Source organism: Ruania alba (genome assembly GCF_900105765.1).
GTDB lineage: Bacteria > Actinomycetota > Actinomycetes > Actinomycetales > Beutenbergiaceae > Ruania > Ruania alba.
Window position 1 is genome coordinate 1,388,485 of the sequence record NZ_FNTX01000001.1, and the last position, 25,643, is coordinate 1,414,127.

17 protein-coding genes are annotated in these 25,643 nt (G+C 68.7%); 6 read left to right on the forward strand and 11 right to left on the reverse strand.

Going from position 1 to position 25,643, the window contains the following annotated elements:
* Positions 1-34: 34 nt before the first annotated feature.
* Positions 35-889 carry a 3-methyl-2-oxobutanoate hydroxymethyltransferase gene (gene panB / locus BLU77_RS06425; RefSeq protein WP_089772189.1) on the reverse strand — a complete coding sequence of 285 codons (855 nt, stop codon included), beginning with the start codon at positions 887-889 and terminating at the stop codon, positions 35-37.
* 39 nt (positions 890-928) lie between these two features.
* Between panB and BLU77_RS06430 the strand changes: the two genes are divergently transcribed.
* The 4 genes from BLU77_RS06430 to BLU77_RS06445 all read left to right on the forward strand — a co-directional run bounded on the left by BLU77_RS06430 (position 929) and on the right by BLU77_RS06445 (position 10,191).
* Complete coding sequence (locus BLU77_RS06430; protein ID WP_089772190.1) at positions 929-3,007, forward strand: NAD(+) synthase; 2,079 nt, start codon at positions 929-931, stop codon at positions 3,005-3,007.
* A 138-nt stretch (positions 3,008-3,145) separates the two neighbouring features.
* Positions 3,146-4,480 carry a type I glutamate--ammonia ligase gene (glnA, locus tag BLU77_RS06435; RefSeq protein WP_089772191.1) on the forward strand — a complete coding sequence of 445 codons (1,335 nt, stop codon included), beginning with the start codon at positions 3,146-3,148 and terminating at the stop codon, positions 4,478-4,480.
* A 62-nt stretch (positions 4,481-4,542) separates the two neighbouring features.
* A complete protein-coding gene (locus tag BLU77_RS06440) occupies positions 4,543-7,578 on the forward strand; it encodes a bifunctional [glutamine synthetase] adenylyltransferase/[glutamine synthetase]-adenylyl-L-tyrosine phosphorylase (RefSeq protein WP_089772192.1) in 3,036 nt (1,011 codons plus the stop codon).
* Positions 7,579-7,668: 90 nt separating this feature from the next.
* Positions 7,669-10,191: a polysaccharide lyase family 8 super-sandwich domain-containing protein gene (locus BLU77_RS06445; protein ID WP_089772193.1), complete on the forward strand. Its 2,523-nt coding sequence runs from the start codon at positions 7,669-7,671 to the stop codon at positions 10,189-10,191.
* A gap of 49 nt (positions 10,192-10,240) precedes the next feature.
* Here the strand turns inward: BLU77_RS06445 and BLU77_RS06450 are convergent, their stop codons facing one another.
* The 3 genes from BLU77_RS06450 to glnA (BLU77_RS06460) form a co-directional block, all read right to left on the reverse strand.
* Entirely contained in the window at positions 10,241-11,572 is a 1,332-nt protein-coding gene (locus BLU77_RS06450) for an exo-beta-N-acetylmuramidase NamZ family protein (RefSeq protein ID WP_089772194.1), read from the reverse strand.
* 31 nt (positions 11,573-11,603) lie between these two features.
* Complete coding sequence (locus BLU77_RS06455) at positions 11,604-13,430, reverse strand: glycoside hydrolase family 3 protein (protein ID WP_245708696.1); 1,827 nt, start codon at positions 13,428-13,430, stop codon at positions 11,604-11,606.
* 325 nt (positions 13,431-13,755) lie between these two features.
* Positions 13,756-15,180 (reverse strand): type I glutamate--ammonia ligase, encoded by a 1,425-nt coding sequence (glnA, locus tag BLU77_RS06460; protein ID WP_089772195.1) that lies wholly within the window; start codon positions 15,178-15,180, stop codon positions 13,756-13,758.
* Between the two features lie 170 nt (positions 15,181-15,350).
* Between glnA (BLU77_RS06460) and BLU77_RS06465 the strand changes: the two genes are divergently transcribed.
* On the forward strand, positions 15,351-15,716 hold the full coding sequence (locus tag BLU77_RS06465; RefSeq protein ID WP_245708697.1) for an RDD family protein: 366 nt from the start codon (positions 15,351-15,353) through the stop codon (positions 15,714-15,716).
* Positions 15,717-15,718: 2 nt separating this feature from the next.
* Here BLU77_RS06465 and BLU77_RS06470 read toward each other — a convergent pair whose 3' ends face one another.
* The 3 genes from BLU77_RS06470 to lipB form a co-directional block, all read right to left on the reverse strand.
* Positions 15,719-16,435: a DUF4191 domain-containing protein gene (locus BLU77_RS06470; protein WP_089772196.1), complete on the reverse strand. Its 717-nt coding sequence runs from the start codon at positions 16,433-16,435 to the stop codon at positions 15,719-15,721.
* A 109-nt stretch (positions 16,436-16,544) separates the two neighbouring features.
* Positions 16,545-17,546, reverse strand: coding sequence for a lipoyl synthase (gene lipA / locus BLU77_RS06475; protein WP_175476961.1), 1,002 nt, complete (start codon positions 17,544-17,546; stop codon positions 16,545-16,547).
* A gap of 28 nt (positions 17,547-17,574) precedes the next feature.
* A complete protein-coding gene (lipB, locus tag BLU77_RS06480) occupies positions 17,575-18,273 on the reverse strand; it encodes a lipoyl(octanoyl) transferase LipB (RefSeq protein ID WP_089772197.1) in 699 nt (232 codons plus the stop codon).
* A 120-nt stretch (positions 18,274-18,393) separates the two neighbouring features.
* Here lipB and BLU77_RS06485 point away from each other — a divergent pair, with 120 nt between their 5' ends.
* Positions 18,394-19,749 carry a protein kinase domain-containing protein gene (locus BLU77_RS06485; protein WP_089772198.1) on the forward strand — a complete coding sequence of 452 codons (1,356 nt, stop codon included), beginning with the start codon at positions 18,394-18,396 and terminating at the stop codon, positions 19,747-19,749.
* Between the two features lie 2 nt (positions 19,750-19,751).
* On the opposite strand, the gene BLU77_RS06490 is transcribed toward BLU77_RS06485, so the two are convergent.
* The 4 genes from BLU77_RS06490 to BLU77_RS06505 all read right to left on the reverse strand — a co-directional run bounded on the left by BLU77_RS06490 (position 19,752) and on the right by BLU77_RS06505 (position 25,539).
* Positions 19,752-20,648, reverse strand: a complete 897-nt coding sequence (locus BLU77_RS06490) for a TIGR01777 family oxidoreductase (protein ID WP_089772199.1) — start codon at positions 20,646-20,648, stop codon at positions 19,752-19,754.
* Between the two features lie 102 nt (positions 20,649-20,750).
* Positions 20,751-22,511 (reverse strand): 2-oxoglutarate dehydrogenase, E2 component, dihydrolipoamide succinyltransferase, encoded by a 1,761-nt coding sequence (gene sucB, locus BLU77_RS06495; protein ID WP_089772200.1) that lies wholly within the window; start codon positions 22,509-22,511, stop codon positions 20,751-20,753.
* Between the two features lie 31 nt (positions 22,512-22,542).
* Positions 22,543-23,943, reverse strand: a complete 1,401-nt coding sequence (gene lpdA / locus BLU77_RS06500; protein WP_089772201.1) for a dihydrolipoyl dehydrogenase — start codon at positions 23,941-23,943, stop codon at positions 22,543-22,545.
* A 108-nt stretch (positions 23,944-24,051) separates the two neighbouring features.
* A complete protein-coding gene (locus tag BLU77_RS06505) occupies positions 24,052-25,539 on the reverse strand; it encodes a leucyl aminopeptidase (protein ID WP_089772202.1) in 1,488 nt (495 codons plus the stop codon).
* Between the last annotated feature and the right edge of the window lie 104 nt (positions 25,540-25,643).

Genomic DNA, 25,643 nt, shown 5'->3' on the forward strand with positions numbered 1-25,643 from the left:
CCCGTGCTGAGGTGACGGGACTGCGCGCCGGTCGTCAGTCGGCGTAGGAGTGATCCTGCGTGGGAAAGACCCCGCCACGCACCTCGGCGGCGTAGTCCGAGGCCGCTTGGTGCAGTTGCGCGCCGATCTGGGCGAACTGTTTCGCGAACCGCGGTGACCAGTCGCCCATTCCGGCCATGTCGAGCCAGACCAGAACCTGGCCGTCGCAGCTGGGACCTGCACCGATACCGATCGTGGGGATCTGCAGGACCTCGGAGGCACGTGCGGCGACCGGTGCCGGCACCATCTCCAGGACGACCGCCACAGCACCGGCCTCCTGCAGGGCGACCGCGTCCTCGCACAACCGCCCGGCGGCGTCGTCACCGCGGCCCTGCACCCGCTTGCCGCCGAGCATGTGCTCAGACTGCGGGGTGAAGCCGATGTGCCCGACGACGGGAATGCCGGCGCCAGTGATCAGGCGGACATGCTCGGCGACCCGGGTGCCCCCCTCGAACTTCACGGCCTGAGCGCCACCCTCCTTCAGCATGCGCACGGCGCTGGCCAGCGCCTGCTGCGGACCTGCCTCGTAGGAACCGAAGGGGAGATCGGCCACCACCATCGCTCGCTGGGTCGACCGCGAGACTGCGCGAACCGCGGGCAACAGTTCCTCCATCGTCACCGGGATGGTGCTCTCGTGGCCGAGCATGTTGTCCCCGACAGAGTCACCCACCAGCAGCATGTCGATCCCGGCCGCATCGAAGATGCGCGCCGTCGGGGCGTCATAGGCCGTCAGCATGGTGAGGCGCTCACCCGCCGCCTTGGCCGCCGTCAGGTGGTGCACCCGGACCCGCTTGCCACCACCGACCGGGGGGAGCGTGGACGAACTCGACTCACCGTTCACCTGTGCCATGCAGCCAGCCTATCCCCGTGGGCCTGACAGACTGAGCCCATGAGTGCCCGAACGCTTGCCCCTGGCTTTCACTCCCTGTACCGCCATGGCTTCGCCCGTGTGGCGACGTGCACGATCGACCTGCGTCTGGCCGACCCGGAGCACAACGTCGACGCCGTGCTCGCCCAGGCGCGTGCCTGTGATGGCGACGGCGTCGCGGTGGCGGTCTTCGCCGAACTCTGCCTGACCGGCTACAGCATCGACGACCTGTTCCTCGCGGACCCGTTGCTGCGCGCTACGGATGCCGCGCTGGGGAGGCTCGTCGCTGAGAGCGCCCACCTGCTGCCGGTGCTCGTGGTGGGGGCGCCGATCCAGCACCGCAACAGGCTGTACAACGCCGCGATCGTGATTCACCGCGGCCGGGTGCTCGGTGTGGCTCCGAAGTCGTTGCTGCCGACCTATCGCGAGTTTTACGAGCGCCGACACTTCGCCCCGGGCGACGATCAGCGTGGCAGCGAGTGCCTGATCGACGGGCACCGGGTGCCGTTCGGGCCGGACCTGCTGTTCGAGGCCGAGGATCTGCCCGGGCTCGTGCTGCATGCCGAGGTGTGCGAGGACATGTGGGTTCCCATCCCGCCGAGCGCCGAGGCCGCCCTTGCCGGAGCCACGGTCCTGGCCAACCTGTCCGGAAGTCCGATCACCGTCGGCCGGGCCGAGGATCGGCATCTGCTGTGCCGTTCGGCCTCAGCGCGGTGTCTCGCCGCGTACGTGTACGCCGCGGCTGGTGCGGGGGAGTCCAGCAACGACCTCGCCTGGGACGGTCAGACGATGATCTACGAGGCGGGTCGGCTTCTCGCGCAGACGCAGCGGTTTGCCGACGAGCCGCAACGGGCCGTGGCGGACGTCGACCTGGACCTGCTCCGTCAGGAACGTCTGCGGCAAGGCACCTTCGACGACAACCGCCGCACGCACGCTCGCCGTACCGAGGAGTTCCGCACCGTGCGGTTCCGGGTGAACCCCCCGAGCGGGGACCTGGGTCTGCGCCGGGGCGTCGACCGGTTCCCGTTCGTGCCCGACGACGAGGCGCGCCTTGCGCAGGACTGTTACGAGGCGTTCAACATCCAGGTCGCCGCACTGGAACAACGGATGCGTGCGATCGGCTCGCCGCAGTTGGTGATCGGCGTGTCCGGCGGCCTCGATTCCACGCACGCCCTGCTCGTGGCTGCGCGGGCGATGGACCGGCTCGGCCGCCCCCGCACCGACATCCTCGGATTCACCCTGCCCGGGTTCGCCACGAGCGAGCACACGCGCTCGAACGCGTGGGCGCTCGGGCGTGCGCTGGGCGTGACGTTCGAAGAGATCGACATCACCCCGGCCGCGCGCGAGATGCTCGAGAAGATCGGCCACCCGTTCGCCTCCGGCGAGCCGGTCTACGACGTCACGTTCGAGAACGTGCAGGCCGGCTTGCGTACGGACTACCTGTTCCGGCTCGCCAACGCACGAGGCGGGATCGTGGTCGGAACGGGGGACCTGTCGGAGATGGCCCTCGGCTGGTGTACCTACGGTGTGGGCGATCAGATGTCGCACTACGCGGTCAACGTCGGCGTCCCGAAGACGATGATCCAGCACCTGGTCCGATGGGTGATCGCCTCCGGCCAGTTTCCCGAGGAGACCGGTGAGGTGCTGCAATCGGTCCTCGACACCCGGATCACGCCAGAGCTGGTACCCACGGGTGAGGATGAGGAGGTGCAGAGCACCGAGGACACGATCGGACCCTACTCGCTGCATGACTTCACGCTGTTCTACGTGCTGCGGCACGGTTTCGCCCCGAGCAAGATCGCCTTTCTCGCCGAGCACGCGTGGAAGGACCCGGACGCAGGGGCATGGCCACCGGGGTTCCCGGCCGACGCACGGTACGGCTACGACATCGCCGAGATCCGGCGCTGGCTCGAGGTGTTCGTCCGCCGGTTCTTCGGCTTCAGCCAGTTCAAACGGACGGCGATCCCGAACGGGCCGAAGGTCGCCGCAGGCGGCGCGCTCTCCCCGCGGGGGGAGTGGCGCGCACCCTCGGACGCCACAGCGACCGTCTGGTTGGCTGAGCTGGCTCGCGCCGTGGATGGGACAACCGGGGCCGAGTAGCCACCGGTCCGCGCCTGCGCGGACGTGGGAGCGTAGGCCGCCCGAGCGGGCCAGCGGACCTGCCATGATGGGGGCACAGACCTGAGAGCACACCGCCGGTGTCGCACCGCACGGGCCACGACCATCAGGAGTAGTGGAATGGACAAGCAGCAGGAGTACGTGCTTCGGGCTATCGAGGAGCGGGACGTCCGGTTCATCCGGCTCTGGTTCACCGATGTGCTGGGCGTGCTCAAGTCGGTTGCGATCGCGCCGGCCGAGCTCGAGGGCGCGTTCGTCGAGGGAATCGGCTTCGACGGTTCCTCGATCGAGGGGCTCTCGCGCGTCTCGGAGTCCGACCTCATCCTCCGGCCCGACCCGAGCACCTTCCAGATCCTGCCCTGGCGAGGTGGCAAGCACGGCACCGCTCGGATGTTCTGCGACATCCTCACACCGGACGGGGAGTCCTCGGCTGCGGATCCGCGCAATGTCCTCAAGCGCGCGCTCGCGGTTGCCGGCGATGCGGGGTTCACCTTCTACACCCACCCCGAGATCGAGTTCTACCTGTTCAAGGCGCTCGAGAACGACACCGATCCGCTGATCCCGATCGACAACGCCGGCTACTTCGATCACGTGGCGCGTGGCCAGGGCCACGACTTCCGGCGCGCGGCGATCACCCTGCTGGAATCCATGGGGATCTCCGTGGAGTTCTCCCACCACGAGGCCGGACCGGGACAGAACGAGATCGATCTGCGTTATGCCGACGGACTCAGCACTGCTGACAACATCATGACCTTCCGATCGGTGGTGAAGGAGGTCTCCATCGAGCAGGGCTTCACCACCTCCTTCATGCCGAAGCCGCTGGCCGGTCAGCCCGGCTCCGGGATGCACACGCACCTGTCCCTGTTCGAGGGGGACTCGAACGCCTTCTACGAGCCGGGTGGGGAGTACCAGCTCTCCGGGACCGGTCGTGCCTTCATCGCCGGCCTGCTGCGGCACGCCGCGGAGATCACCGCGGTCACGAACCAGTTCGTGAACTCCTACAAGCGCCTCTGGGGTGGCCAGGAAGCGCCGAACTACGTGTGCTGGGGGCACAACAACCGGTCTGCGTTGGTGCGCGTGCCGATGTACAAGCCTTCCAAGGGTCAGTCTGCGCGGGTGGAGTACCGCGGTCTGGACGCGGCCGCCAACCCGTACCTCGGATTCGCTGTCCTGCTGCGTGCTGGTCTGAAGGGTGTGCAAGAGGGCTACGAACTGCCCGAGGAGGCCGAGGACAACGTCTGGGAGTTGTCCGACACCGAACGTCGAGCGCTCGGGATCGAACCGTTGCCGGGCAGCCTGAACGAGGCGGTGGCCGTGATGGAACGGTCCGAGCTGGTGGCCGAGACGCTTGGTGAGCAGGTGTTCACGCATTTCCTGGCGAACAAGCGCCAGGAGTGGACCGACTATCGCGCTCAGGTGACACCGTACGAGCTGGCCCGTGTCGGCCTGATCTGAGACCGTCGGCGGGCCCGGGCGAATCGCCGGTGCGCGCGCGAACGAACGAAGGGAAGGACCTGATGGGTCGGCCGGTGTCGTTGACCGGGTTGCTCGCGCGTGCCGGCTTCCGCGAGGTGAGCCGCGATGCGGACATGTTCGCGGAGCCGTTCCTCGCCGGAGTGTGCGACCGGCTCGAGGCCGATGGGTTGGAACGCCTGGTGGCCGCGCTCGGTCGAGCCGCGGACCCGGATCAGGCGTTGCTGAGTCTCCTCCGCCTCGGTGAGGCTGCGCAGCCGGAGGAAGGCCGATTGCAACAGGTCCTGGCCACTGACTCGGTCCACCGTGACCGGTTGCTGGCCGTGCTCGGCGCGTCCCCAGCGCTGGGGGACTGGCTGGTCAGCCACCCGGCTGATGCCGGCCTCGTGATCGATGGTCCCGACGGCGTCCGTCGCGACCCGTCGGCCGTGCGCGCCCTGATGCTGGAATCGGTGGGTGCCGACCCGACCGCCCTGGTGCCGGTGGCGGGTGCCCCCGGGGGCGAAGGCACGCTGGACGAGATGCGGCGCAGCTACCGCCGGATGCTGCTCGAGATCGCCACCGAGGACCTGACTTCCGATGATCCGGAGGCACTGCTGCCCGACGTCGCTGCAGCGCTGGCGCACCTTGCCGGGGCAGCACTCGAGGCTGCGCTCGCGCTGGCCCGCGCTGAGCTGCCCGACCGCGGCATGGGGGTGCGGTTGGCGGTGCTCGGCATGGGCAAGACGGGTGGCGCCGAGCTCAACTACATCTCGGACGTCGACGTGATCTACGTGGCTGAACCGGCCGGTGACGAGGCGGAGGATGTCGCCCTGCGGACCGGCACCAAGCTCGCCGCGGCGCTGGCGCGGATGTGCTCGATGCCCTCGCGCGAACCAGCCCTATGGGAGGTCGATGCGGCACTACGACCGGAAGGGAAGAACGGGCCACTGGTCCGCACCCTGAGCTCACACGTGAGCTACTACGAACGCTGGGCGAAGACCTGGGAGTTCCAGGCGCTGCTGAAGGCGCGACATGTGGCCGGGGACGCCCAACTGAGCGCTGCGTACCTGGAGGCCACTCGACCGATGGTGTGGGACGCCGTCGGACGGGAGAACTTCGTCGAGGACGCCCAGGCGATGCGGCGGCGGGTGGAGGACCACGTGCCGGTCGCCGAGGCGGAACGGCAGATCAAGCTGGGGCGCGGCGGGCTTCGAGACGTGGAGTTCACCGTCCAGCTGTTGCAACTGGTGCACGGCCGGGTGGACCCGGCGATCCGGTCGGCGAACACCCTGGACGCGCTGGCTGCGCTCTCCGCGGGCGGCTATGTGGGGCGCGACCACGCCGCCGAGCTGGGCCGCTGCTACCGCTTCCTACGGGTGCTCGAGCACCGCGTGCAGCTCGCCCGCCTGCGACGGACCCACCTGATGCCGACCAGTGCGGAGGAGCTTCTTCGGCTCGCGCGCGCGGCACGTCTGACGGTGGACGGCCCGGACGGGCTGAACGCGCGATGGCGAGCCACCCGCCGTCAGGTGCGGCGGTTGCACGAAGACCTGTTCTACCGGCCGCTGCTGCCGGAGACCGCACGCCTCTCGGCCGACGACGTGACCTTGACCGCCGAGGCCGCGACCGCCCGGCTGCGAGCGATCGGCTACCAGGACCCCGACGGCGCCACGCGACACATCAAGGCACTCACCGAGGGCGTCTCCCGGCGTGCGTCGATCCAGCGTCAGCTTCTGCCGGTGATGCTCGGCTGGTTCGCCGAGGGGAGCGACCCCGACGGCGCGCTGCTCGCGTTCCGCAAGCTCTCGGACTCCCTGGGCAGTACCCACTGGTACCTCAAACTGCTCCGCGACTCCGGCGCAGCGGCGGACCGGCTCGCCCACCTGCTCGCCGCCTCCACCTATGTGGCCGACAACCTCGCCCAGCTGACCGACGCCGTCGCCTGGTTGGACGAGGACAAGGATCTGCAGCCGCGCACGCCGGAGGCGCTGGAGACACAGATGGACGCCATGCTGGTGCGGCGTGCCGACGCGAAGAAGGCCGCCTCGGCGGTCCGCTTCCTGCGACGCCGTGAGCTCACCCGGGGATCGGTCCGGGACGTCCTCGAGCACGTGCCGGTGGATACCTGCCGTCGCGTGATCGCCCCCGCAGCGGATATGGCCCTCGCCGGGGCGCTGCGGATCGCCGCGCACGAGGCCAACACCAAGCATGGGCTCGAAGACTCTCCGACGGATTTTCTCGTGGTGGCCATGGGGCGTCTCGGCGGCGGCGAGATCGGGTACGCCAGCGACGCCGATGTGATGTTCGTCCACGACCCTCGTCCGGGTGCCGACCAGCAGCTCGCCAAGGAGTGGGCCGTGGACGTGGCCGGAGCGATCGGGAGTCTGCTCGGGGTCATGTCCACTGAGCCCCAGTTGCAGGTGGATACGGCATTGCGCCCCGAGGGCAAGCAGGGACCGGTCGTGCGGACGCTGGACTCCTACGCCGAGTACTACCAACGCTGGGCCCTGGGCTGGGAGCGGCAGGCGTTGCTGCGGGCGCGGCAGGCGGGAGGCGACCCAGGACTGGGGGAGCGGTTCGCCCGGCTGATCGATCCCTACCGGTATCCCGCGGCGGGACTCGACAGCGGCGAGCTGCGTGAACTTCGCCGGATCAAGGCGCGGGTGGAAGCCGAACGACTACCGCGTGGAGTGCCGGCAACCCACCACCTCAAGCTCGGCCGCGGCGGGCTCTCCGACGTCGAGTGGACGGCACAACTGCTCCAACTCCAGCATGCCGGACAACACCCGGAGCTTCGCGTGACAGGAACTCGCGAGGCGTTGCTGGCCGCTCGGGACCTGACGTTGCTGAGCGGTTCGGACGCGGACCGCCTGATCCGGGCGTGGGAGCTGGCCACCCGGTTGCGCAACGCCATCGTGCTCGCCTCCGGTCGCACGCACGGGCAACGCGTGGATGTACTGCCGAGCGAGCGGCAGACCCTTGCTACCGTGTCCCGCCTGCTCGGGTACCCGGTGGGGCACGCGGTCGACCTGGAACAGGACTGGCTGCGTGCCGCACGCCACGCCCGCACGGTGATGGAGCGCGTCTTCTACGGGTGAGCAACCCGCCCTTGGGCGATCCGGTCAGACCTGATTGAATGCGAAGTGGTTTATACCGGACCGCTCCGACCTACCCAGGGAACCGCAACGATGCAGCTCACCCGCCGTCACGTCCTGTCCATGATTCCCGCCGCAGGCCTGCTGACTGTTGGCGCGCCGCTGCTCGCACACGCCGAGACCCCGACCGATCGCGACCGCCTGCTCGCCAACACGGTGGAGATGCTGGCCGGTACGACCGCCTCCAATGCGCGCCCCGAGGTCGCACCCAGAGTGGCAGCCATCGAGTCCACCGCCCGCAGCCGGCTGGCGGACATGGTCGACGCCGGCTCCGACGAGCTGTTCGCCGGCCGCCCGCTCGGTTCGGACGACACCAACCTGCGCCGCACCACCACCTTCCTCTACGAGATCGCCCTGGCGACCCGCACACCCGGATCCGGCCTGGTCGACGACGTCGCCACCCAGCGTCAGGTGATCGACGGCCTCGCCTGGCTGCACGAGCACTACCTCGCTGACCACGACGCCGGTTACTACGGCAACTGGTTTAACTGGGAGATCGGCTTCCCGACAGATGTGACCCGCGCCTTCGTGCTGCTCGCCGAGGAGGTCGCCACCTACCGGCCCGGCTTGGTGGAAACCTACGTGGCCACGATGGATGCTTACCTGCGCGCCGGCACCGACGGGGACGTGGACCTCGACTCCCGCTTCCACACCGGTGCGAACCTCGCCGACATCACCACCAACCGGATCCTCCAGGGCGCGCTGACCGGTGACGAAGGACGGATCACCAAGGCCATCACCGACCAGGCCACAGTGTTCGCCACGATCGACCCGTACGACCTGCAGCACGGCGTGACCGATGGTTACTACGCGGACGGATCGTTCATCCAGCACCATTCCGTCGCCTACACCGGCTCCTACGGCAAGGGCCTGCTCACCCGGGTGGTGCAGACCGTCAAGATTCTCGACGGAGCGTCACAGGCCAGCACCGCCGACCTGGTGGAGGTTGTCACCGGATGGGTCCGGAACGGGTTCGCACCGCTGATCTACGAGGGGTGGATGATGGAGGTGGTCAAGGGGCGTGCGGTGTCCAGGACCACGACCGGGTACACCGACGTGCGGGTGATCGCCGAGGCGATCGTGGACCTGTCCGGCTACGCACCCAGCGGTGATTCCCGCGACCTGGAGGCCTACGTCAAGCATCTCGACGGCGCCTCGCCCGAGATGATCGACTCGGGCAGGTTCGCCTCACCGCTCAGCATCGCGCGTTTCGCCGACATCGTGGGTGACGCCTCGATCCCCGCCGCTGACCTCAACGCAGACGAACGCAACGTCGCTTTCGACGCGATGGACCGGACGGTGCACCGCCGCCCCGGGTACGCCTTCGCTCTTGCTCGGAGCTCGGACCGGATCAGCAAGTACGAGTACATGAACGGGGAGAACCTGCTGCCCTGGTTCCAGGGCGACGGCGCCTACTACCTCTATCTCACCGGCCTGGACCAGTCCGAGTGCTACGGGGTCGACTACTACACGACCGTCTCGCCCTACCGCCTCGCCGGTGTGACCGCACCGGTGCAGGAGCGCAGCAGCATTCCCGAGCTCTACGGTGAGCGCTGGTACGAGAACCCGGACCACCCGCTCGAGTTCTACTCCTCCTCGGAGTCCCAGAACACCTACGTCTATTTCCCACGTGGGACGAACGTGCACTCCGGCGGTGCCACGCTGGGCACGCTCGGTGCGGTCGGCATGGTGCTCTCCGACGACGTCGGCTACCGGGACAAGCAGGCGGGCATCCTCCCGGAGGACTTCGTCGTCTACCAGAACGCGAGCGCCACCAAGTCCTGGTTCATGTTCGACGACGAGATCATCGCCCTCGCGGCAGGGATCGACGGTCTCTCCGGTCGCGATGCGGTGACCACGCTCGACTCCCGGATCGCCGGAACCGGCGACGATATCCAGATCACTGGCGCGCATCGCGACGGCACCGCATGGTCCGGCACGGGAGAAGCACCCCTGGCCTGGGTGCGTTACCTGAACGCCAGCCACGGCGCCGCCGTCGGGTACGTCCTGCTGGACGATCAGGACGTGGACGTCACGCTCGAGCGTGTCACGCGCAGCAGGCGAGCCATCAGGCTCTCCAACTCCAACACCCAGGTGACCAAGCAGGTGTTCGGCCTCAGCGTGGAGCACCCGGCGGGTGCCGGACCGGCGTCGCTCGCCTATGCCTTGGTGCCGAACGCCGACGACGCCGCGATGGCGGCGTACCCGGCCGAACTCTCAGTGATTCGCAACGATCCGCGCGTGCAGGCCGTCGCGCACGCCGGTCTTGGCGTGGTGGCCGCGAACGTGTTCGCCGACGGGACTCAGCAGGCCGAGCGACTGTCGATCGACGGCCCCGCATCAGTCATCGCGCGACGGCACGGCAGTGCGGTCGAGCTCTCCGTCTCGGATCCGACAATGCGCCGCGACACGGTCTCGGTGACCGTCCGTGGCCGTCCGCTGGCCCTGGAGTCAGCCGATGACGGCGTCACGGTCAGTCGAGTCCCCGGCGGGACCATGGTCACGGCCGGCACGTATCAGGCCCACGGCAGGAGTTTCACCGTCACGCTGGCCTGACACCGTGACCTGAGCCGAGCAGAGTCCGCTCGGCTCAGGTCGTGGCCGGTCAGTCGCGATCGCGGCCGGGGTGCTGGTCGTCGTAGAGCCGGTAGGGCTCAGCCAGCGCGGTGAAGGCGGCCAGTTCGGCGTCCCAGCCGTCGACGATCTCGTCCGGAGCGACGCCCGCCTCGAGCTGGGCGCGCACGTCCTTGGTCCCGGAGAGCAGGTCGATCCAGCAGCGGTCCTCCGGAGCGCGGCAGTCCCCACCCTCACGCCAGTCCACCTCGTCGATATGGGTGAACAGGGCGTCGAGGACATGCACACCGACCCGGAGTGGTTCATACACCGCCGGATCGGTCACGTGCACCTCGAGACCACCGGAGAACTGCCCGGCGTGCTTGCTCGACGACGGCGTCGCGGACGCCGGCCGGAATGTCACGCCCTCCAGGCCCCGTGCGTTGAGATCGTCCGCCAGCTCCCACGACTCCGTCTCGTCGATGAACGGCGCACCGAACCAGAGGAACGGCTTGGTCGTGCCACGCCCCTCGGAAACGTTGATCGATTCGATCAGTCCGATGCCGGGGTAGACCAGCGCCGTCTCCCGGGTGGGGATGTTGGGCGAGGGTAGGACCCACGGCATGTCCCAGTCGGCGACAATTTCGTCCGGGTCGTAGCCGGACATCTGCACCACGTCCAGGTCCGCCGGCGTCTCGAGCAACTCACCGTTGAAGAACTGTGCGAGCTCACCGACCGTCATGCCGTGCTGCAGGGGAATCTCCCGCAGGCCGACGAACGAACTGAGTTCGGGATACTCCAGGACGGGTCCATCCATCCGGTCGCCGAGCGGGTTCGGCCGATCGAGAACGATGAACTGCTTGTCGTGCTCGGCCGCTGCTTCCATTGCGTAGTACATCGTCCAGATGTAGGTGTAGAAGCGCGCGCCGATGTCCTGGATGTCGAAGAGTAGGACATCGACGTCAGCCAGCATCTCCGCAGTCGGTTGACGGGTCGGGCCGTACAGCGAGTACACCGGCAGCCCGGTCCGCTCGTCCTCGTAGCTCTCCACATAGGCACCGGCCGGGACCCCACCGCGGACACCGTGCTCGGGGCCGTACAAGGCGGTGACCTCGTAGTCGCCCTCGGCCTCACCATCGATCAGGGCATCGACGACGTGGGTGAGGTCGGAGGTGACTCCTGTGGGGTTGGTGATGATTCCGACCCGCTGCCCCTCCAGCCGGTCGAGATCGTCGAGCAGGACCTCGACACCGAGCTCCAGCGGTTCGTCGAGACCGGGCGGGGTGTCGGGCCGTTCGCCGGGAGACATCGGGGAGAGCGAGCCCGTAACTCCCAGCGCCAGGGCCGCGCCGACGGCCAGTCCTCTCCATGTTCGTGTACGCATCGTGGTTCCTCTCCGCTGAGGGTCGACGGTGTCAGTTGTCCGGTCCGGCGTGTCCAGGGGCTCCCGCGTGGTCCGGTGGCCCTGGGTAATGGCGGCCGTAGCCGAGCGGCAGTAGCGTCTCGCTGCCGTCCACGGTGGGGACATCAACGGGGAGCTCACCCGATGGGTTGATGTCACCGGCGATGGCCCGCACGACGGCGGTGTAGTTCACCACGTTGTAGCCGTAGCTGTTCAGGACGGCGTCGGCGGTGTCGAAGACGTTGATGTCGTAGGGGTTGCGTGCCGCGACGACGATCACTGGGGTGCCGGTGGCGGCCAGCTCGGCGACCATCTGTTGCTGCGCCGCGTTCGCGCTGGCGTTGTAGGACGTGAACACCACGGCATCGGCATCCGATGCCGCTGCGACCGCTCGTGCCCGGTATGCGGGGGACGGCGATCGTCCGTTCTCGTACTCCTCGATCACCTCGAACCCACGCTCGGCCATCATCGGACCGAGCCGCTCCGGCCATGCTGACCCGGAACCGACGACAAGGACAGTATCGGAGTCGGCGTCGAGCGGCAGCGGGCGGTCCTCGTTGCGCAGCAGCGTGATGGACCGGTCCGCGATCGTCGCTGCCGTGGCGAGGTGCTCGTCGTTCCCGACGACGTCCTCGACCGCGCCCGGGTCGGCGTATGGGTCGTCCAGGACGCCACGCTCGGCCTTCCACTCCAGGATGCGGGTGACTGACTCGTCAAGTCGCGCCTCGGTGATGGTCCCGTCCGTGACTGCCTCCTCGATGCCGGCGATGGAGGCGTCGACGTCGGGGGAGTTGAGCAGGATGTCCGAGCCCGCCTGGATCGCCATGACGGACATCTCCGCCTGGGACCAGTTGTCGGTCATCGCGGCCATGTCCAGTGCGTCGGTGGTGATGATCCCGTCGAAGCCCATCTCGTCGCGGAGCAGACCCGTGAGCACGTCGGGAGACAAGGTGCCCGGCAGGTCCGGGTCGATCGCCTCGACGATGATGTGGGCAGTCATGATCATGTCGACGCCCGCATCGATCGCTGCCTGGAACGGTTGCAGGTGATCGTCGAGCGTGGCGCGGTCGTAGGTGACCACGGGCAGACCGTAGTGCGAGTCGGTCTCGGTGTCCCCGTGTCCCGGGAAGTGCTTCGCCGTGGCGCCGATGTACTGCTGTATGCCGTCGATCTGTGCGGCACCGAGCGCGCTGACCGCGTCGGGATCCTCGCCCATGGATCGGATGCCGATCACAGGGTTGTCCGGGTTGGAGTTGATGTCGACCACGGGGGCGAAGTCGACATTGATGCCCATCGCCTGCATCTCGGCGCCGAGTATCTCGCCCTGTGCTCGCGCGAGGTCGGTGTCGAAGGTTGCGCCGAGGGACATGTTGCCCGGAAGTTGGGTCGCCGGTGGTCCGACCCGGGCAACGAGGCCGCCCTCCTGGTCGATCGTCACGGCCAGCGGGACACCGGGACCATCCTCGTCGAGCGCCGCGTCCTGCAGCCCGTTCGAGAGCTCGGTGATCTGCGCCGGGTGGTTCGTGTTTCCGGACCAGGCGAAGTAGAGCACACCACCGAGGTCGTACTTCTGCACCACCTCGGCGGGGGTATCGACGCCGTACCTGGCCTGGTTGCTGGCGGCCATGGACGTGTCGTGGGCGGACGAGCCGTAGACGTGTGTCCACGTCATCTGGCCGATCTTCTCTCGCAGGGTCATCGAATCCACGATGGTCGCGACGTCGTGGGTCGGTGGCGTCTCCGGTTCCGCATATGCCGGTGCGATGCCGCTGAGCAACAGGCCCGCGCCCACCGCAACCGCTGCTGGGCGCCCGAATCGGCGCCTGACTGAGTTCTTCACGAGAAACCTCCTGTGCCCGACGGCGCAACGGTGTGATCACCGGTGGGCGTCCTCGCCCAGTGCGCCTGCTCTGGACGCTAGGAGTGACGCGCGTCACTGTCAAGGGTTATCGCAACCGGGAGGTCTCCGCGAAAACAAATTTCATCCGCTGACGCAGTGCGCCCCCGGACCCGCAGGGGATCCGGGGGCGCACTGTGCTGGTCAGAGGTCAGTCCCAGTGGCGACCTGTGTGCGGGGCTCGCTTCGTGAGTTCCGCTCACTCCTCACAGGGCGGTGCTGGTGGCGACCTGTGTGCGGGGCTCGCTCCGCAAGCTCCGCTCACTCCTCACAGGTCGTAATACAGCTCGAACTCGTGCGGGTGCGGCCGCAGGCGCACGGCGTCGACCTCGTTGGTGCGCTTGTAGTCGATCCACGTCTCGATCAAGTCCGGGGTGAACACGTCGCCCTCGGTCAGGTAGTCGTGGTCGGCCTCGAGCGCGTCCAGCACACCCGGGAGCGAGTCCGGCACCTGCGCGATCTGCGAGTGCTCTTCGGGCGGCAGCTCGTAGAGGTCCTTGTCGACCGGCTCGGGCGGCTCGATGCGGTTCTTGATGCCGTCGATACCGGCCATCAACATGGCCGAGAACGCCAGGTACGGGTTCGAGGAGGGGTCCGGCACGCGGAACTCCACGCGCTTCGCCTTCGGCGACGCACCGGTGACCGGGATGCGGATGCAGGCTGACCGGTTCCGGGCCGAGTACACCAGGTTGACCGGCGCCTCGAAGCCCGGCACCAGACGGTGGAACGAGTTCAGCGACGGGTTCGTGAACGCGAGCAGCGACGGCGCGTGCTTGAGCAGACCACCGATGTACCAGCGGGCGAGGTCGGACAGACCACCGTAACCACGCTCGTCGTAGAACAGTGGCTCGCCGTCCTTCCACAGCGACTGGTGCGAGTGCATTCCCGATCCGTTGTCACCGAAGATCGGCTTGGGCATGAATGTGGCGGACTTCCCGGCCTGCCACGCCGTGTTCTTGACGATGTACTTGAACTTCATCAGGTCATCGGCGGCCGAGCGCAGCGTGTTGAAACGGTAGTTGATCTCCTGCTGCCCGGCAGTGCCCACCTCGTGGTGCGCTCGCTCGACCTCGAGACCGTTCTCCTGCATGATCGTGACCATCGAATCGCGCAGGTCGGCCATCTGGTCGTTGGGGGCAACAGGAAAATACCCGCCCTTGAACCGGGTCTTGTACCCGAGGTTTCCACCCTCCTCGTCGCGACCGGTATTCCACGCGGCCTCGTTCGAGTTGATGAAGTAGTAGCTCGAATCCGGGCCGGTCTGGAACCGGACATCGTCGAAGATGTAGAACTCGGCCTCGGCGCCGAAGAATACCGTGTCGGCGATACCGGTCGAGGCGAGGTACGCCTCCGCCTTGGCGGCAATGTTGCGCGGGTCACGCGAGTAGGGCTCATCGGTGAACGGATCCACGATGGAAAAGTTCACCACGAGCGTCTTCTGCTCGCGGAACGGGTCGATGAACGCGCTCGTCACGTCCGGGATGAGCTTCATGTCGGACTCGTGGATCGCCTGGAATCCACGGATGGAGGAACCGTCGAACATCAGGCCCTCGGTGAAAGCGTCCTCGTTGAACGCCTCGACCGGGATGTTGAAGTGCTGCATCACCCCCGGCAGGTCGCAGAAGCGGACGTCGACGAACTTGACGCCCTGCTCCTTGGTGAAGGCAATGGCCTCGTCGGCACTACTGAACATCCATGGCTCCTTGATGGTGGGACATGCGTCTTCCAGACACGTTCACGGTAGGCGGACGGCGTTTCTCCACCATGACCGATATGTGTCGGCCATGTTAAACGGTGCCGGACTGCCGCCGTCGGGTGTTCCTGCATGCGGACCGGCTACTCCAGCCCACTAGGCTGGGTGAAGTGAACGCACGCACGAGCTCGACCCCGCAGCACGAGACCGCCGGGTGGGGCCGGCGCCTGGTCGGGATCGCGATCGACTGGGCACTCGCCTCGGCGATCAGCGCCGGGTTCTTCGACTTCGACCCGATGGCCACGCTCGGCGTGTTCGCCGCGATGACAGTGCTCCTGGTCGGCACAGCGGGAAGCACCATCGGGCACCGACTCCTCGGTCTCGGTGTGCGTACCGAGGATGGTCGCTTCCCAGGGCCGTTGCGCGCACTCGTGCGAACCGTGCTGGTGTGCCTGGTGATCCCCGCGGTCGTCACCGACCCGGACGGACGTGGGGTGCACGATCGGGCCGCCGGAACCACGCTCCGGCGGCTCTGAACTCAGCGGCCGCGCATCCCCTTGCGGTCCGGCCGGGCACGGCGCGGGTCCACGCCCTTCGGGATCGGCATCGCATTCGAGCGCAGCGCCCGCAGCCGCTTCGACACTTCGGCCACCTCGCTGCGGGTCAGCACGTTCTTCTGCCGCTTCACCGCATTGGCGATCTTGGTGAGCTTCACCTGGCCCTCGCCATTGCCGCACTGCAGCACGATCACCGGGACGTTCGGGATCACCCGCGCCACCCTCTTGCGCTCGCCCTCGAGCAGTTTCGGCACCCGGTGCGGCGGTCCCTCGGAGATGAGCACCACGCCGGGGCGTCCGACGGCGCGGAACACCATGTCCTGCGTGCGCGGGTCCACCGCGACCGGCTCGTCCTGGATGTTCCAGCCCCGACGGATCGTGCCCAGGGCGGCCGAGACGGCGCCCGGTTCACCCTCGATGCGTTGGTAGGCCACCGTCTCGGCACGGCGCGCGAGGAGGAACATTGCGGCGAGAGCGGCGAACGGGACGGCGAGGAACGTGAAGTAGAGCACCTGGTCGAAGAGCAGACCGAGCACCACACCGACGGCGACGACGCCGACGAACACCAGCAGCAGCCAGGCCACGATGCTCGGCTGGGCCTTGCGGACCATCTGGAAGACTTCCCAGATCTGGTGATACCAGCGCTTCTTCTTGGGCTTCTTCGTCGCGTCCGCGTCGGGGGAGGTGTTCTTCGCCATGATGGCGTCCAGCCTACCGGTCCACCCGCACTTTCCTGACGGCGTCCGCTCGCCGGGCAGCACGACGTCCCCACCATGGCGACGGAGCCGACCTGGCCCGGTGCCGTCGTCAGCGCTGCAGCAGCGAGGCGGCTTCCTGCCGGGCGCTGCCCGGCTCGGTGAGGTGCGCCAGAGCCTCCGGGATCTGTTCGCCACGTCGGGCCATCGCTTGCGCCCACAGTCGTCCGGCACGGTAGGACGAGCGCACCAGGGGACCGGCCATCACACCGGCGAAGCCGATCCGCTCGGCCTCGTCGGAGAGTTCCACGAACTCCTCGGGCCGTACCCACCGGTCCACCGGGTGGTGACGGGGAGAGGGGCGCAAGTACTGGGTGATCGTCACCAGATCACAACCCGCCTCATGCAGATCGCGCAGGGCGTCCGCGGCCTCCTCGATCGTCTCACCCATCCCCAGGATGAGGTTCGACTTCGTCACCAGGCCGTCCGTGCGCGCCGAGGTGAGCACCGAGAGGGAGCGGTCGTACCGGAACCCGGGCCGGATCCGTTTGAAGATGCGCGGCACGGTCTCGAGGTTGTGAGCGAGCACCTCGGGCCGGGAGGAGAACACCTCGGCGAGCTGGTCCGGTTCGGCGTTGAAGTCCGGAATCAGCAGCTCCACCCCGGTACCAGGGTTGACCTGGTGGATCTGCCGCACCGTCTCGGCGTACAGCCAGGCGCCGCCATCGTCGAGGTCGTCCCGGGCGACGCCGGTCACCGTGGAGTAGCGCAGTCCCATCGCCTGTACCGACGCCGCCACTCGGCGTGGTTCGTCGGCATCGAAAGCGGCCGGCTTACCGGTGTCGATCTGGCAGAAGTCGCACCGCCGGGTGCACTGGTCACCGCCGATGAGGAACGTCGCCTCCCGGTCCTCCCAGCACTCGAAGATATTCGGGCATCCGGCTTCTTCGCAGACGGTGTTGAGCTTCTCCCGTCGCACCAAGGACTGCAGCTCGGTGTACTCCGGACCCATCGTGGCGCGTGTCTTGATCCACGACGGCTTCTTCTCGATCGGGACGGCCGCGTTGCGTGCTTCCACGCGGAGCATCCGTCGTCCCTCGGGAGCGATGGCCACCCGAGACTCCCTTCGTCGATGTGCGGTGTCAGCCTACGGGGTGCGGTGCGTTTGCCGGCGCTGGTGCTCGACCATCTCGTCGACCGGGCTCGGGCGCCGTGACGAGCACAGGAGCCAGGCAGCGGCGCAGATGCGGTTCGAACAGGTCCGCGCAGTCGGACACGCTCACCTCACGATCAGTGAGCGCGGTGAGCGAGGTCACACCCGCGTCGGTGATCCCGCACGGGACGATCGCCCCGAACGCCCCCAGGTCCGGGCACGCGTTGATCGCCACGCCGTGCATCGCCACCCCACGGGCCACGCGCACACCGATCGCGGCGACCTTCCGGTCCTCCTCGCCCCGCACCCACGCACCGGAGCGCCCCTCGACCCGTTCGGCGTCGATGCCGAGCTCAGCGACGGTGTCGATCACGGCCTGCTCCAGGGCGCGCACGTACGCCACCACGTCCACGGGTTCGGCCAATCGGACGATGGGGTAGGCGATCAACTGGCCGGGGCCGTGCCAGGTGATACGACCGCCCCGGTCCACGTCGATGACCGGGGTGCCGTCGGTCGGGCGGTCCCAGGAAGCGGTGCGTTTGCCGGCGGTGTACACGGACTCGTGCTCGAGCAGCACGAGTGTGTCCTCCTCGCCGTCGACCACCGCGGTGTGCAGCCGACGCTGGTGTTCCCACGCCTCGATGTACGGGATCAGCTGCCGCCCGAGGTTCCAGCGCTGCGTCCGCATCAGCCCACTGTATGCCCACCCGCATGCGCGGGGCGCCACTGCTCGGTCCTCGTCCACGGCTCGGACGAGGCCTGTGGACAGCCGCTGCGCGGATGGAGCCCGCGGGTGTTGGCTGGAGCCATGACCGAGCAACCTCGAGTGCCTGGCTATCACGTCACCGGCGTGGCGGGTGTCGGCGGAAGTGGTGCCGTGTGGGCGGCTCAGGCCGACGACGGCGACCGCGTGGTGATCCGCATCCTGCGCGTGGACACCACGTCCGAGCGCACGGTGCTCACGCAGCGCTGTGCGGCGGTCCAGCAGGTCGCTCACCCCGCCGTCGCACGGCTGCGGGAACGACGCGATCTGCCAGGTGACCAGGTGGCGATGATCTCCAGCCTGATCGACGGGCCCACCGTGGCTACCCTGCACACCGCCCGGCATGGCCTCGATGCAGCCGAGTGCCTCTCCCTGGCACGCACCCTGCTCGAGGCTGTCGCCTGCCTGCACGAGGTTGGTGTCGTGCACGGGGATGTGGCACCGGCGAATGTGGTGCTGGACTCCGACGGCGGAGGACCCCGTGCGGCGATGACGTCACCCAGCGCTGTGCGACCGGTCCTGGTGGACCTGGTGCCCGTCCCCGGACGCGAGCGAGGGACACCGGGCTTCGCAGCACCCGAGCTGCACGGCGGGTCCGCGCCTGGCGCACCCGCTGACGTGTACGGGGTAGCGGCCACTGCGGTGTGGGCTGCGGCCCCGTCGCAGCGCCAACGTGTTCGGGAGGGACTAAGCGATCTGCTCGAGGACGATCCCACCTGTCGTCCCGGCGCCAGAGCAGCGGCGCGGGCGCTGTCGGCGCAGACCGCGCCCATCCGCCCGGCTGCCTCGGAGGCGTTGGCAGCCGCCACGTTGCGGGAGCGGGCCGCTCGTGCGGCGACCAGGCAGGTACCTGCGCGACGTCCGCGACGCCGCGGGCGGCACCGGCGACGTCCGCGAGTTCCGGTGGTCGTCGCGCTGGTCGTGGTGGTACTGAGCGCGGCGCTCGGCGGAACAGGATGGGTCATGGCGGAGCGGGAGGCCGAGCCGCGGCCCGTCGCCACAGTTCATCCGGCAGGGAGCGCCCAGACGTTGGCGAACCGTGTGGTGGCGCTGACGGCCACCCGAGACGAGGCGCTCAGCGCCGCCGACCCCGTCCTCCTGGCGAGCGTGACCGTTCCTGGTTCGGCCGCAGCCGAGGAGGACGCCACCGTGCTGGAGTCCCTGCTGGCGACGGAGGAGCGGGTCGTGGGCCTGGTCAGCCGCGTGACAGACCTCACGGTAGAAGAGGTGGGCGACGGCCAGGCGCGGGTGCAGGCCGTCCTCACGCAGACCTCGCACGAGCGGAGGACCGCGACCGGAGGTGTGCGGTCTGTGCCGGCGCAGGACCCGCGTTGCACGGAACTGCTGCTCAGCCGGTTTGAGGGTCAGTGGCGGGTCGCGCAGGTCACGCCGTGCCCGTGAGCTCACTCCCCGAGCAGATGTTGTGCCGCCTGATCCAGGTCGGGCCACGTGAATCCAAACCCGTCTTCGAGCAGCGCGTCGGGGACCACACGCTGGGACCCGAGCAGCTCGGCGGCGAACCCGCCGAGCGCCATGTGCAGGGCCGTGCCGGGCACTGGTAGGACGGCAGGTTTACCGACGGCGCGAGCCAGTGACGCCATGACGTCTCGGTTGCGCGCAGGGTTGGGGGCGCAGAGGTTCACCGGACCGGAGATCACCGACTCCAGCAGCACGTGCTGGATGGCGCTGAGCACGTCGGCGCGCGTGATCCAGGGCCACCACTGCCGTCCGTTGCCCAGTGGGCCCGCCAGACCGAAGCGGAGGAGCGGAAGCATCTGCGCCAGCGCCCCGCCGCCAGTGTCCAGCACGATCCCGGTGCGCAGGTTCACGACCCGCGCACCGGCCTCCGCGGCCGGTTCGGTAGCTGCCTCCCACGCGCGGCACACCCGGGCCAGGAAGGACGCGCCCGGCGCCGCGCTCTCGTCGAGCACGTCCTCGCCGCGATCGCCGTAGTAGCCGACGGCGGAGGCGTTCACCAGGGTGAGATCCGTGCGGCCGGTGGCTGCGATCGACGTGGCGAGCAGCGTCGTCGGGGCCACACGTGAGGTCAAGATCGTCTGCCGACGCGCCGACGTCCACCGGCGGTCAGCCACCCCGGCGCCAGCGAGGTTGATCACGTGGGTGGCACCGGTGAGCGCCTCGTCCGGAAATCGTCCCGCAGCCGGCTCCCAGGAGATCTCCGAGGGCTCCGTGGCGGGACGTCGCACGAGCCGCCGAACCTGGTGCCCGTTGGCGTGCAGCCGTTCGGTCAGCGCAGTGCCGAGGAAGCCAGAGGATCCGGCGATCACCACAACAGCCACACGTGCCTCCCTGGCTCGATACGAGTCAGGGTACCCACGGCAGTGGCCGTGGGCACCCTGATCGGTGCTGCTGGGCGACCGCGTACGGGTCGCCTTGGTCGGTCAGAGGCCGAGCGCGGCCTCGAACTCGCCCTCCTCGAGGCGATCCTTCATCGCTGTGAGGAAGCGGGCGGCGTCCGCACCGTCGACGAGACGGTGGTCGTAGGACAGTGCCAGGTAGACCATCGATCGCACCGCGATCACCTCGGCACCGTCGGCGTCGGCGACGACGACAGGGCGCTTCACGATCGTGCCGACGCCGAGGATGCCCACCTGCGGCTGCAGCAGGATCGGGGTGTCGAACAGAGCGCCGCCCGACCCGGTGTTGGTGATGGTGAAGGTGCCGCCACCGAGCTCGTCCGGCGTGGCCTTGTTGTCCCGGGTGCGGGCGGCCAAGTCGGCGATCTTACGGGCGATCCCGGCGATGTTGAGGTCACCGGCATCCTTGATCACGGGCACTACCAGGCCACGCTCGGTGTCCACCGCGATCCCGACGTTCTCGCTGCCGTGGTAGACCACCTCGTCGCCGTCGATGCTGGCGTTGAGCTTCGGGAACTGCTTCAACGCCTCGGTCGCGGCCAACGTGAAGAACGGCAGGAATGTGAGCTTGACGCCCTCGCGGGCCTGGAACTCGGACTTGGCCCGAGCGCGCAGTCGCGCCACCTTGGTCACGTCCACCTCGACGACGGTGGTCAGCTGCGCGGAGGTCTGCAGTGATTCCACCATGCGCTGCGCGACGATCTTGCGCAGGCGGGACATCTTTTCGGTGGTGCCACGCAGCGGCGAGACGGCGGGCTGAGCGGCCGGCTTGCGGGCAGCAGGTGCCGACGGTGCCTGTTCCGCTGCGGCCGGCTGCGCGGCGGCGGCAGCCTTCTCTGCGGCGTCCAGCACGTCCTGCTTGCGCACGCGTCCACCCACCCCGGTTCCGGTGAGTGAGGACAGGTCGACGCCCTTGTCCGCGGCCAGCTTGCGCACCAGCGGCGTCACGTACGGAGTACCGGAGGATTCGGACGCGGCAGGTGCCGGTGCCTCCTCCGCAGCAGGCTCGGGAGCTTTCTCGGGAGCCGGGGTCGGCTCGGGAGCGGGCTCGGGAGTCGGTGCCGACGGAGCAGGCGCGGCCGGAGCCTCGTGGGCGGGGGCCTCGTCAGCCGGAGCGTCCTGGGCGGGCGCTTCCTGAGCGGGCGCCGGTGCGCTGCCTGCTGCTCCGACGTAGGCAAGCGTGCCACCGACCTCGACAGTGTCGTCCTCGTTGACGAGGATCTCCACCAGGGTTCCGGCCACCGGTGACGGCACTTCGGTGTCGACCTTGTCGGTGGAGACCTCGAGCAAGGGCTCGTCCACGTCGACCGAGTCACCGACGGACTTCAACCACTGGGTGACCGTCCCCTCGGTGACGCTCTCGCCGAGCGCAGGAAGGGTGATCGCGGTCCGGTCGCCGGAGCTCGCGTCGTCACTCTGTGGTGCAGGTGCCTCCTCGGCGGCCGGTTCTGGAGCCTCCTCAGCAGCAGGCTCGTCGTTCGCGGGTGCCTCCTCAGCTGCCGGTGCGGCCTCCTCGGCGGCCGGTGCCTCCTCAGCGGCAGCACCATCACCGGAGCCGACCATGGCGAGATCGGCACCGACCTCGACGGTCTCGTCCTCATCGACGAGGATCTTCTCGAGCACACCGGCTACCGGTGAAGGGACCTCGGTGTCGACCTTGTCAGTGGAGACCTCGAGCAAGGGCTCGTCCACCTCCACCGTGTCTCCCACGGCCTTGAGCCAGCGCGTCACAGTGCCTTCGGTGACGCTCTCGCCGAGGGCGGGCATCTGTACGGATTGGGACATGACCTCTTCAGTCTCCTTCTCGCGGAATCTTTCAGGTGTGAGAGTGCAACGGCTGACCGGCCAGGGCCAACGCGGCCTCGCCCAGTGCCTCGTTCTGTGTCGGATGTGCGTGGATGAAAGCGGCGATGTCTTGAGGGTATGCCTCCCAGCCCACCCACAGTTGCGCTTCCCCGATCTGCTCACTGACGCGCGCGCCGATCAGGTGAACGCCGACGATCGGTCCCTCAGTCTGCCGCACGATCTTCACCAGCCCGGTCGAACCCAAGATCTGGCTCCGCCCGTTCCCGGCGAGAGAGTACTCCAGGACCCGCACACCATCATCGCCGTACCGGTCGCGGGCCTCGGGCTCGGTAAGACCCACCGAGGCGAGCTCAGGATCGCTGTAGGTCACCCGGGGAATCGTCTCCTCGGCGATCGGCTGCGGTGTCATACCGCTGATTCGCTCGGCCACACTGATGCCGTGCGCAAAGCCGCGGTGGGCCAGTTGCAACCCAGGGACCACGTCGCCCACCGCGTAGATCGAACCGACCCCGGTATGCAGGGCAGCGTCGGTGTGGATCCCGGCGTCGGTGATGCGAACGCCCTGCTCGGCAAGTCCGGACTCGTCCGTGACGGGCTCTCGACCGATTGCGACGAGCAGCAGGTCTCCGTCGACGGCGCTCCCGTCGGCCAGGGTGACACGGACGCCGTCGGCATCCTGTGTGGCCGAACTCACGCGCACGCCCGTACGCACGTCGATACCTCGCCGCCGGAAGGCACGGGCGAGACCGGTGGACAGCGACGGGTCCTCGGCAGGGACGAGCGTCTCCAGGGCCTCGAGCACCGTCACGTCCGCGCCCAAGGAGCGCCACAGGCTGGCGAACTCGACACCGATGACGCCGCCTCCGAGAACGATCGCGTGCCGGGGCACCTGCACGTTCTCGAGAGCGTCGTCCGAGGTGATGATCCGCCCGCCCACGGTGATCCCAGGCAGGGTGCGGCTCCGAGACCCGGTGGCGAGCACCACGTGGCGACCAGTGAGGTCCTGGGTGCTCCCGTCCGGGCCGGTGACCCGGAGGACATCCGGTCCGACCAGCCGGCCATGGCCGGCGAACAGGTCGACCGAGCTGGCGGAGACGAGACCCTGGAGGCCCTGGTACAGCCGCCGAACGACCTGCTCCTGGTAGCGCTGCAGCGCCGCCTGGTCGACATCCTCGAACGAGGCGCGCACTCCGACGTCGTGGGCGTGGCGCACCTGGTCGGCCACCTCAGCGGCATGCAACAGAGCCTTGGTGGGGATGCAGCCTCGGTGCAGGCACGTCCCACCGACCTTGTCCTGTTCGACGAGAGCAACACGCAACCCGAGCTGTGCAGCACGCAGTGCGGTGGCGTACCCGCCACTGCCGGCACCGAGGACGAGCACGTCCCACGGTTCGTCCTGCGTCACGTGCACCTCCTGGTCCGGTGTGCGCCACCGCCACCGGGCGCTGGGCGCACCACCATCTTGGCACTGACGGCGATCACGCCCAACTTGGAACGCCGCGGCCGGCCGTGGGGTACCTCACGCCGAGTGAGGTCCGCTCAGCAGTTCGAGGAGTGTGCGGACGCCGACGCCGGTGCCGCCCTTGGGGACATAGTGGCGCGGGGCGCCGTCGTTGAACGCCGGTCCAGCGATGTCGAGATGTGCCCACGGGGTATCGCCGACGAACTCGCGGAGGAAGAGCCCAGCGACGAGCATGCCGCCGAAACGATCCCCGATGTTGGCGATGTCAGCCATCGGTGTGTTCATTGACGCGCGCAGCTCGTCCGGCAACGGCATCGGCCAGAACTGCTCTCCGGCACGACCAGCCGAGGCCACCACGTCCTCACGGACAACCTCGGAGCCCATCACCGCGCTCACCTGGTGCCCGAGCGCCACCATCTGGGCACCAGTGAGGGTGGCGATGTCGATGACGGCGTCCGGTCCCTCCTCCGTGGCCGCCACCAGAGCGTCGGCCATCACGAGACGGCCCTCGGCGTCGGTATTGAGGACCTCGACCGTCTTTCCGCCCCGGATCGTGATCACGTCGGAGGGGCGTTGCGCGGAACCCGACGGCATGTTCTCGGCCAGGGCGAGCCACCCCGTGACGGCGACCGGCAGACCCAGACGTGCGGCGGCCACGACGGTGTGCAGGACGGCGGCCGCGCCCGCCATGTCGTTCTTCATCGCCTCCATACCTTTGGCGGGCTTGAGTGAAAGGCCGCCGGAGTCGAAGGTGATCCCCTTGCCCACCAAGGCAACGTGCCGCCGGGCGCGCGCCGGCCGGTAGCTGAGCTTGACCAGACGAGGACCGCGGGCAGAACCTTGTCCGACGCCGACCAGTCCGCCGTAGCCACCGGCACGCAGATCCTTCTCGTCCAGAATCGAGACCTTGACCTTGGTGCCCCGCACCGCGGCGGTGGCGCGTTCGGCAAAGGACTCGGGGTAGAGACGGTTGGGGGAGAGGTTCACCAGGTCGCGGGTGCCGTGCACGGCATCGGCGACGGCCACGGCCCAGGCGATGGCCTCCTTGCCCTCCCGCGCGCGCACGGAGGGTGCGATCAGCTCGATCGTCTCCACCGGCACCTTGCCGGCGGGCCCTTCGGAGAACCGGTAGTTGCCGAGTAGCGCCCCCTCTGCCACAGCACGCAGATCGTCGAGGTCGGCGATCGGGAGTGCCACGGCGGCCCGTGCCGTACCGGCGAGCGCCGCGAGCGCCGCCCCGGCCGCCCGGCGGAGCCGTTCCCGGGCGGTGGCGGCGTCCTCGGCCGGAGCGCCGGTCCCGGTGAGCACCAGCAGGTCCGCCTTGAGCTCGCCACCCGCGGGCACCCTAGTGACCTCGCCGACCTCACCGGTCACGCCCAGCAGGGTGATCGCTCTCTCGATTCCGGCGCGCGCGGAGCGGCTGAGACCCTCGGCTCCCTCCAACCGTGGTGCTCCGCCATCGGCGGCGACCCCGACGACGAGCGCGTCGGTGACCAGGCGGGCAGGGTCCTTGGTGCTGAGCTTGAGTTCCGTCACACCGTGCATCGTAGGCGAGCCAGGCGTGCGGGTGGGGCGACGGGCACCGGCCCGGCGCATCCCGCGCTGCGGGCGGTTCCGTCGAGACCGTGCGCCGAGCCACTACTCTGCTG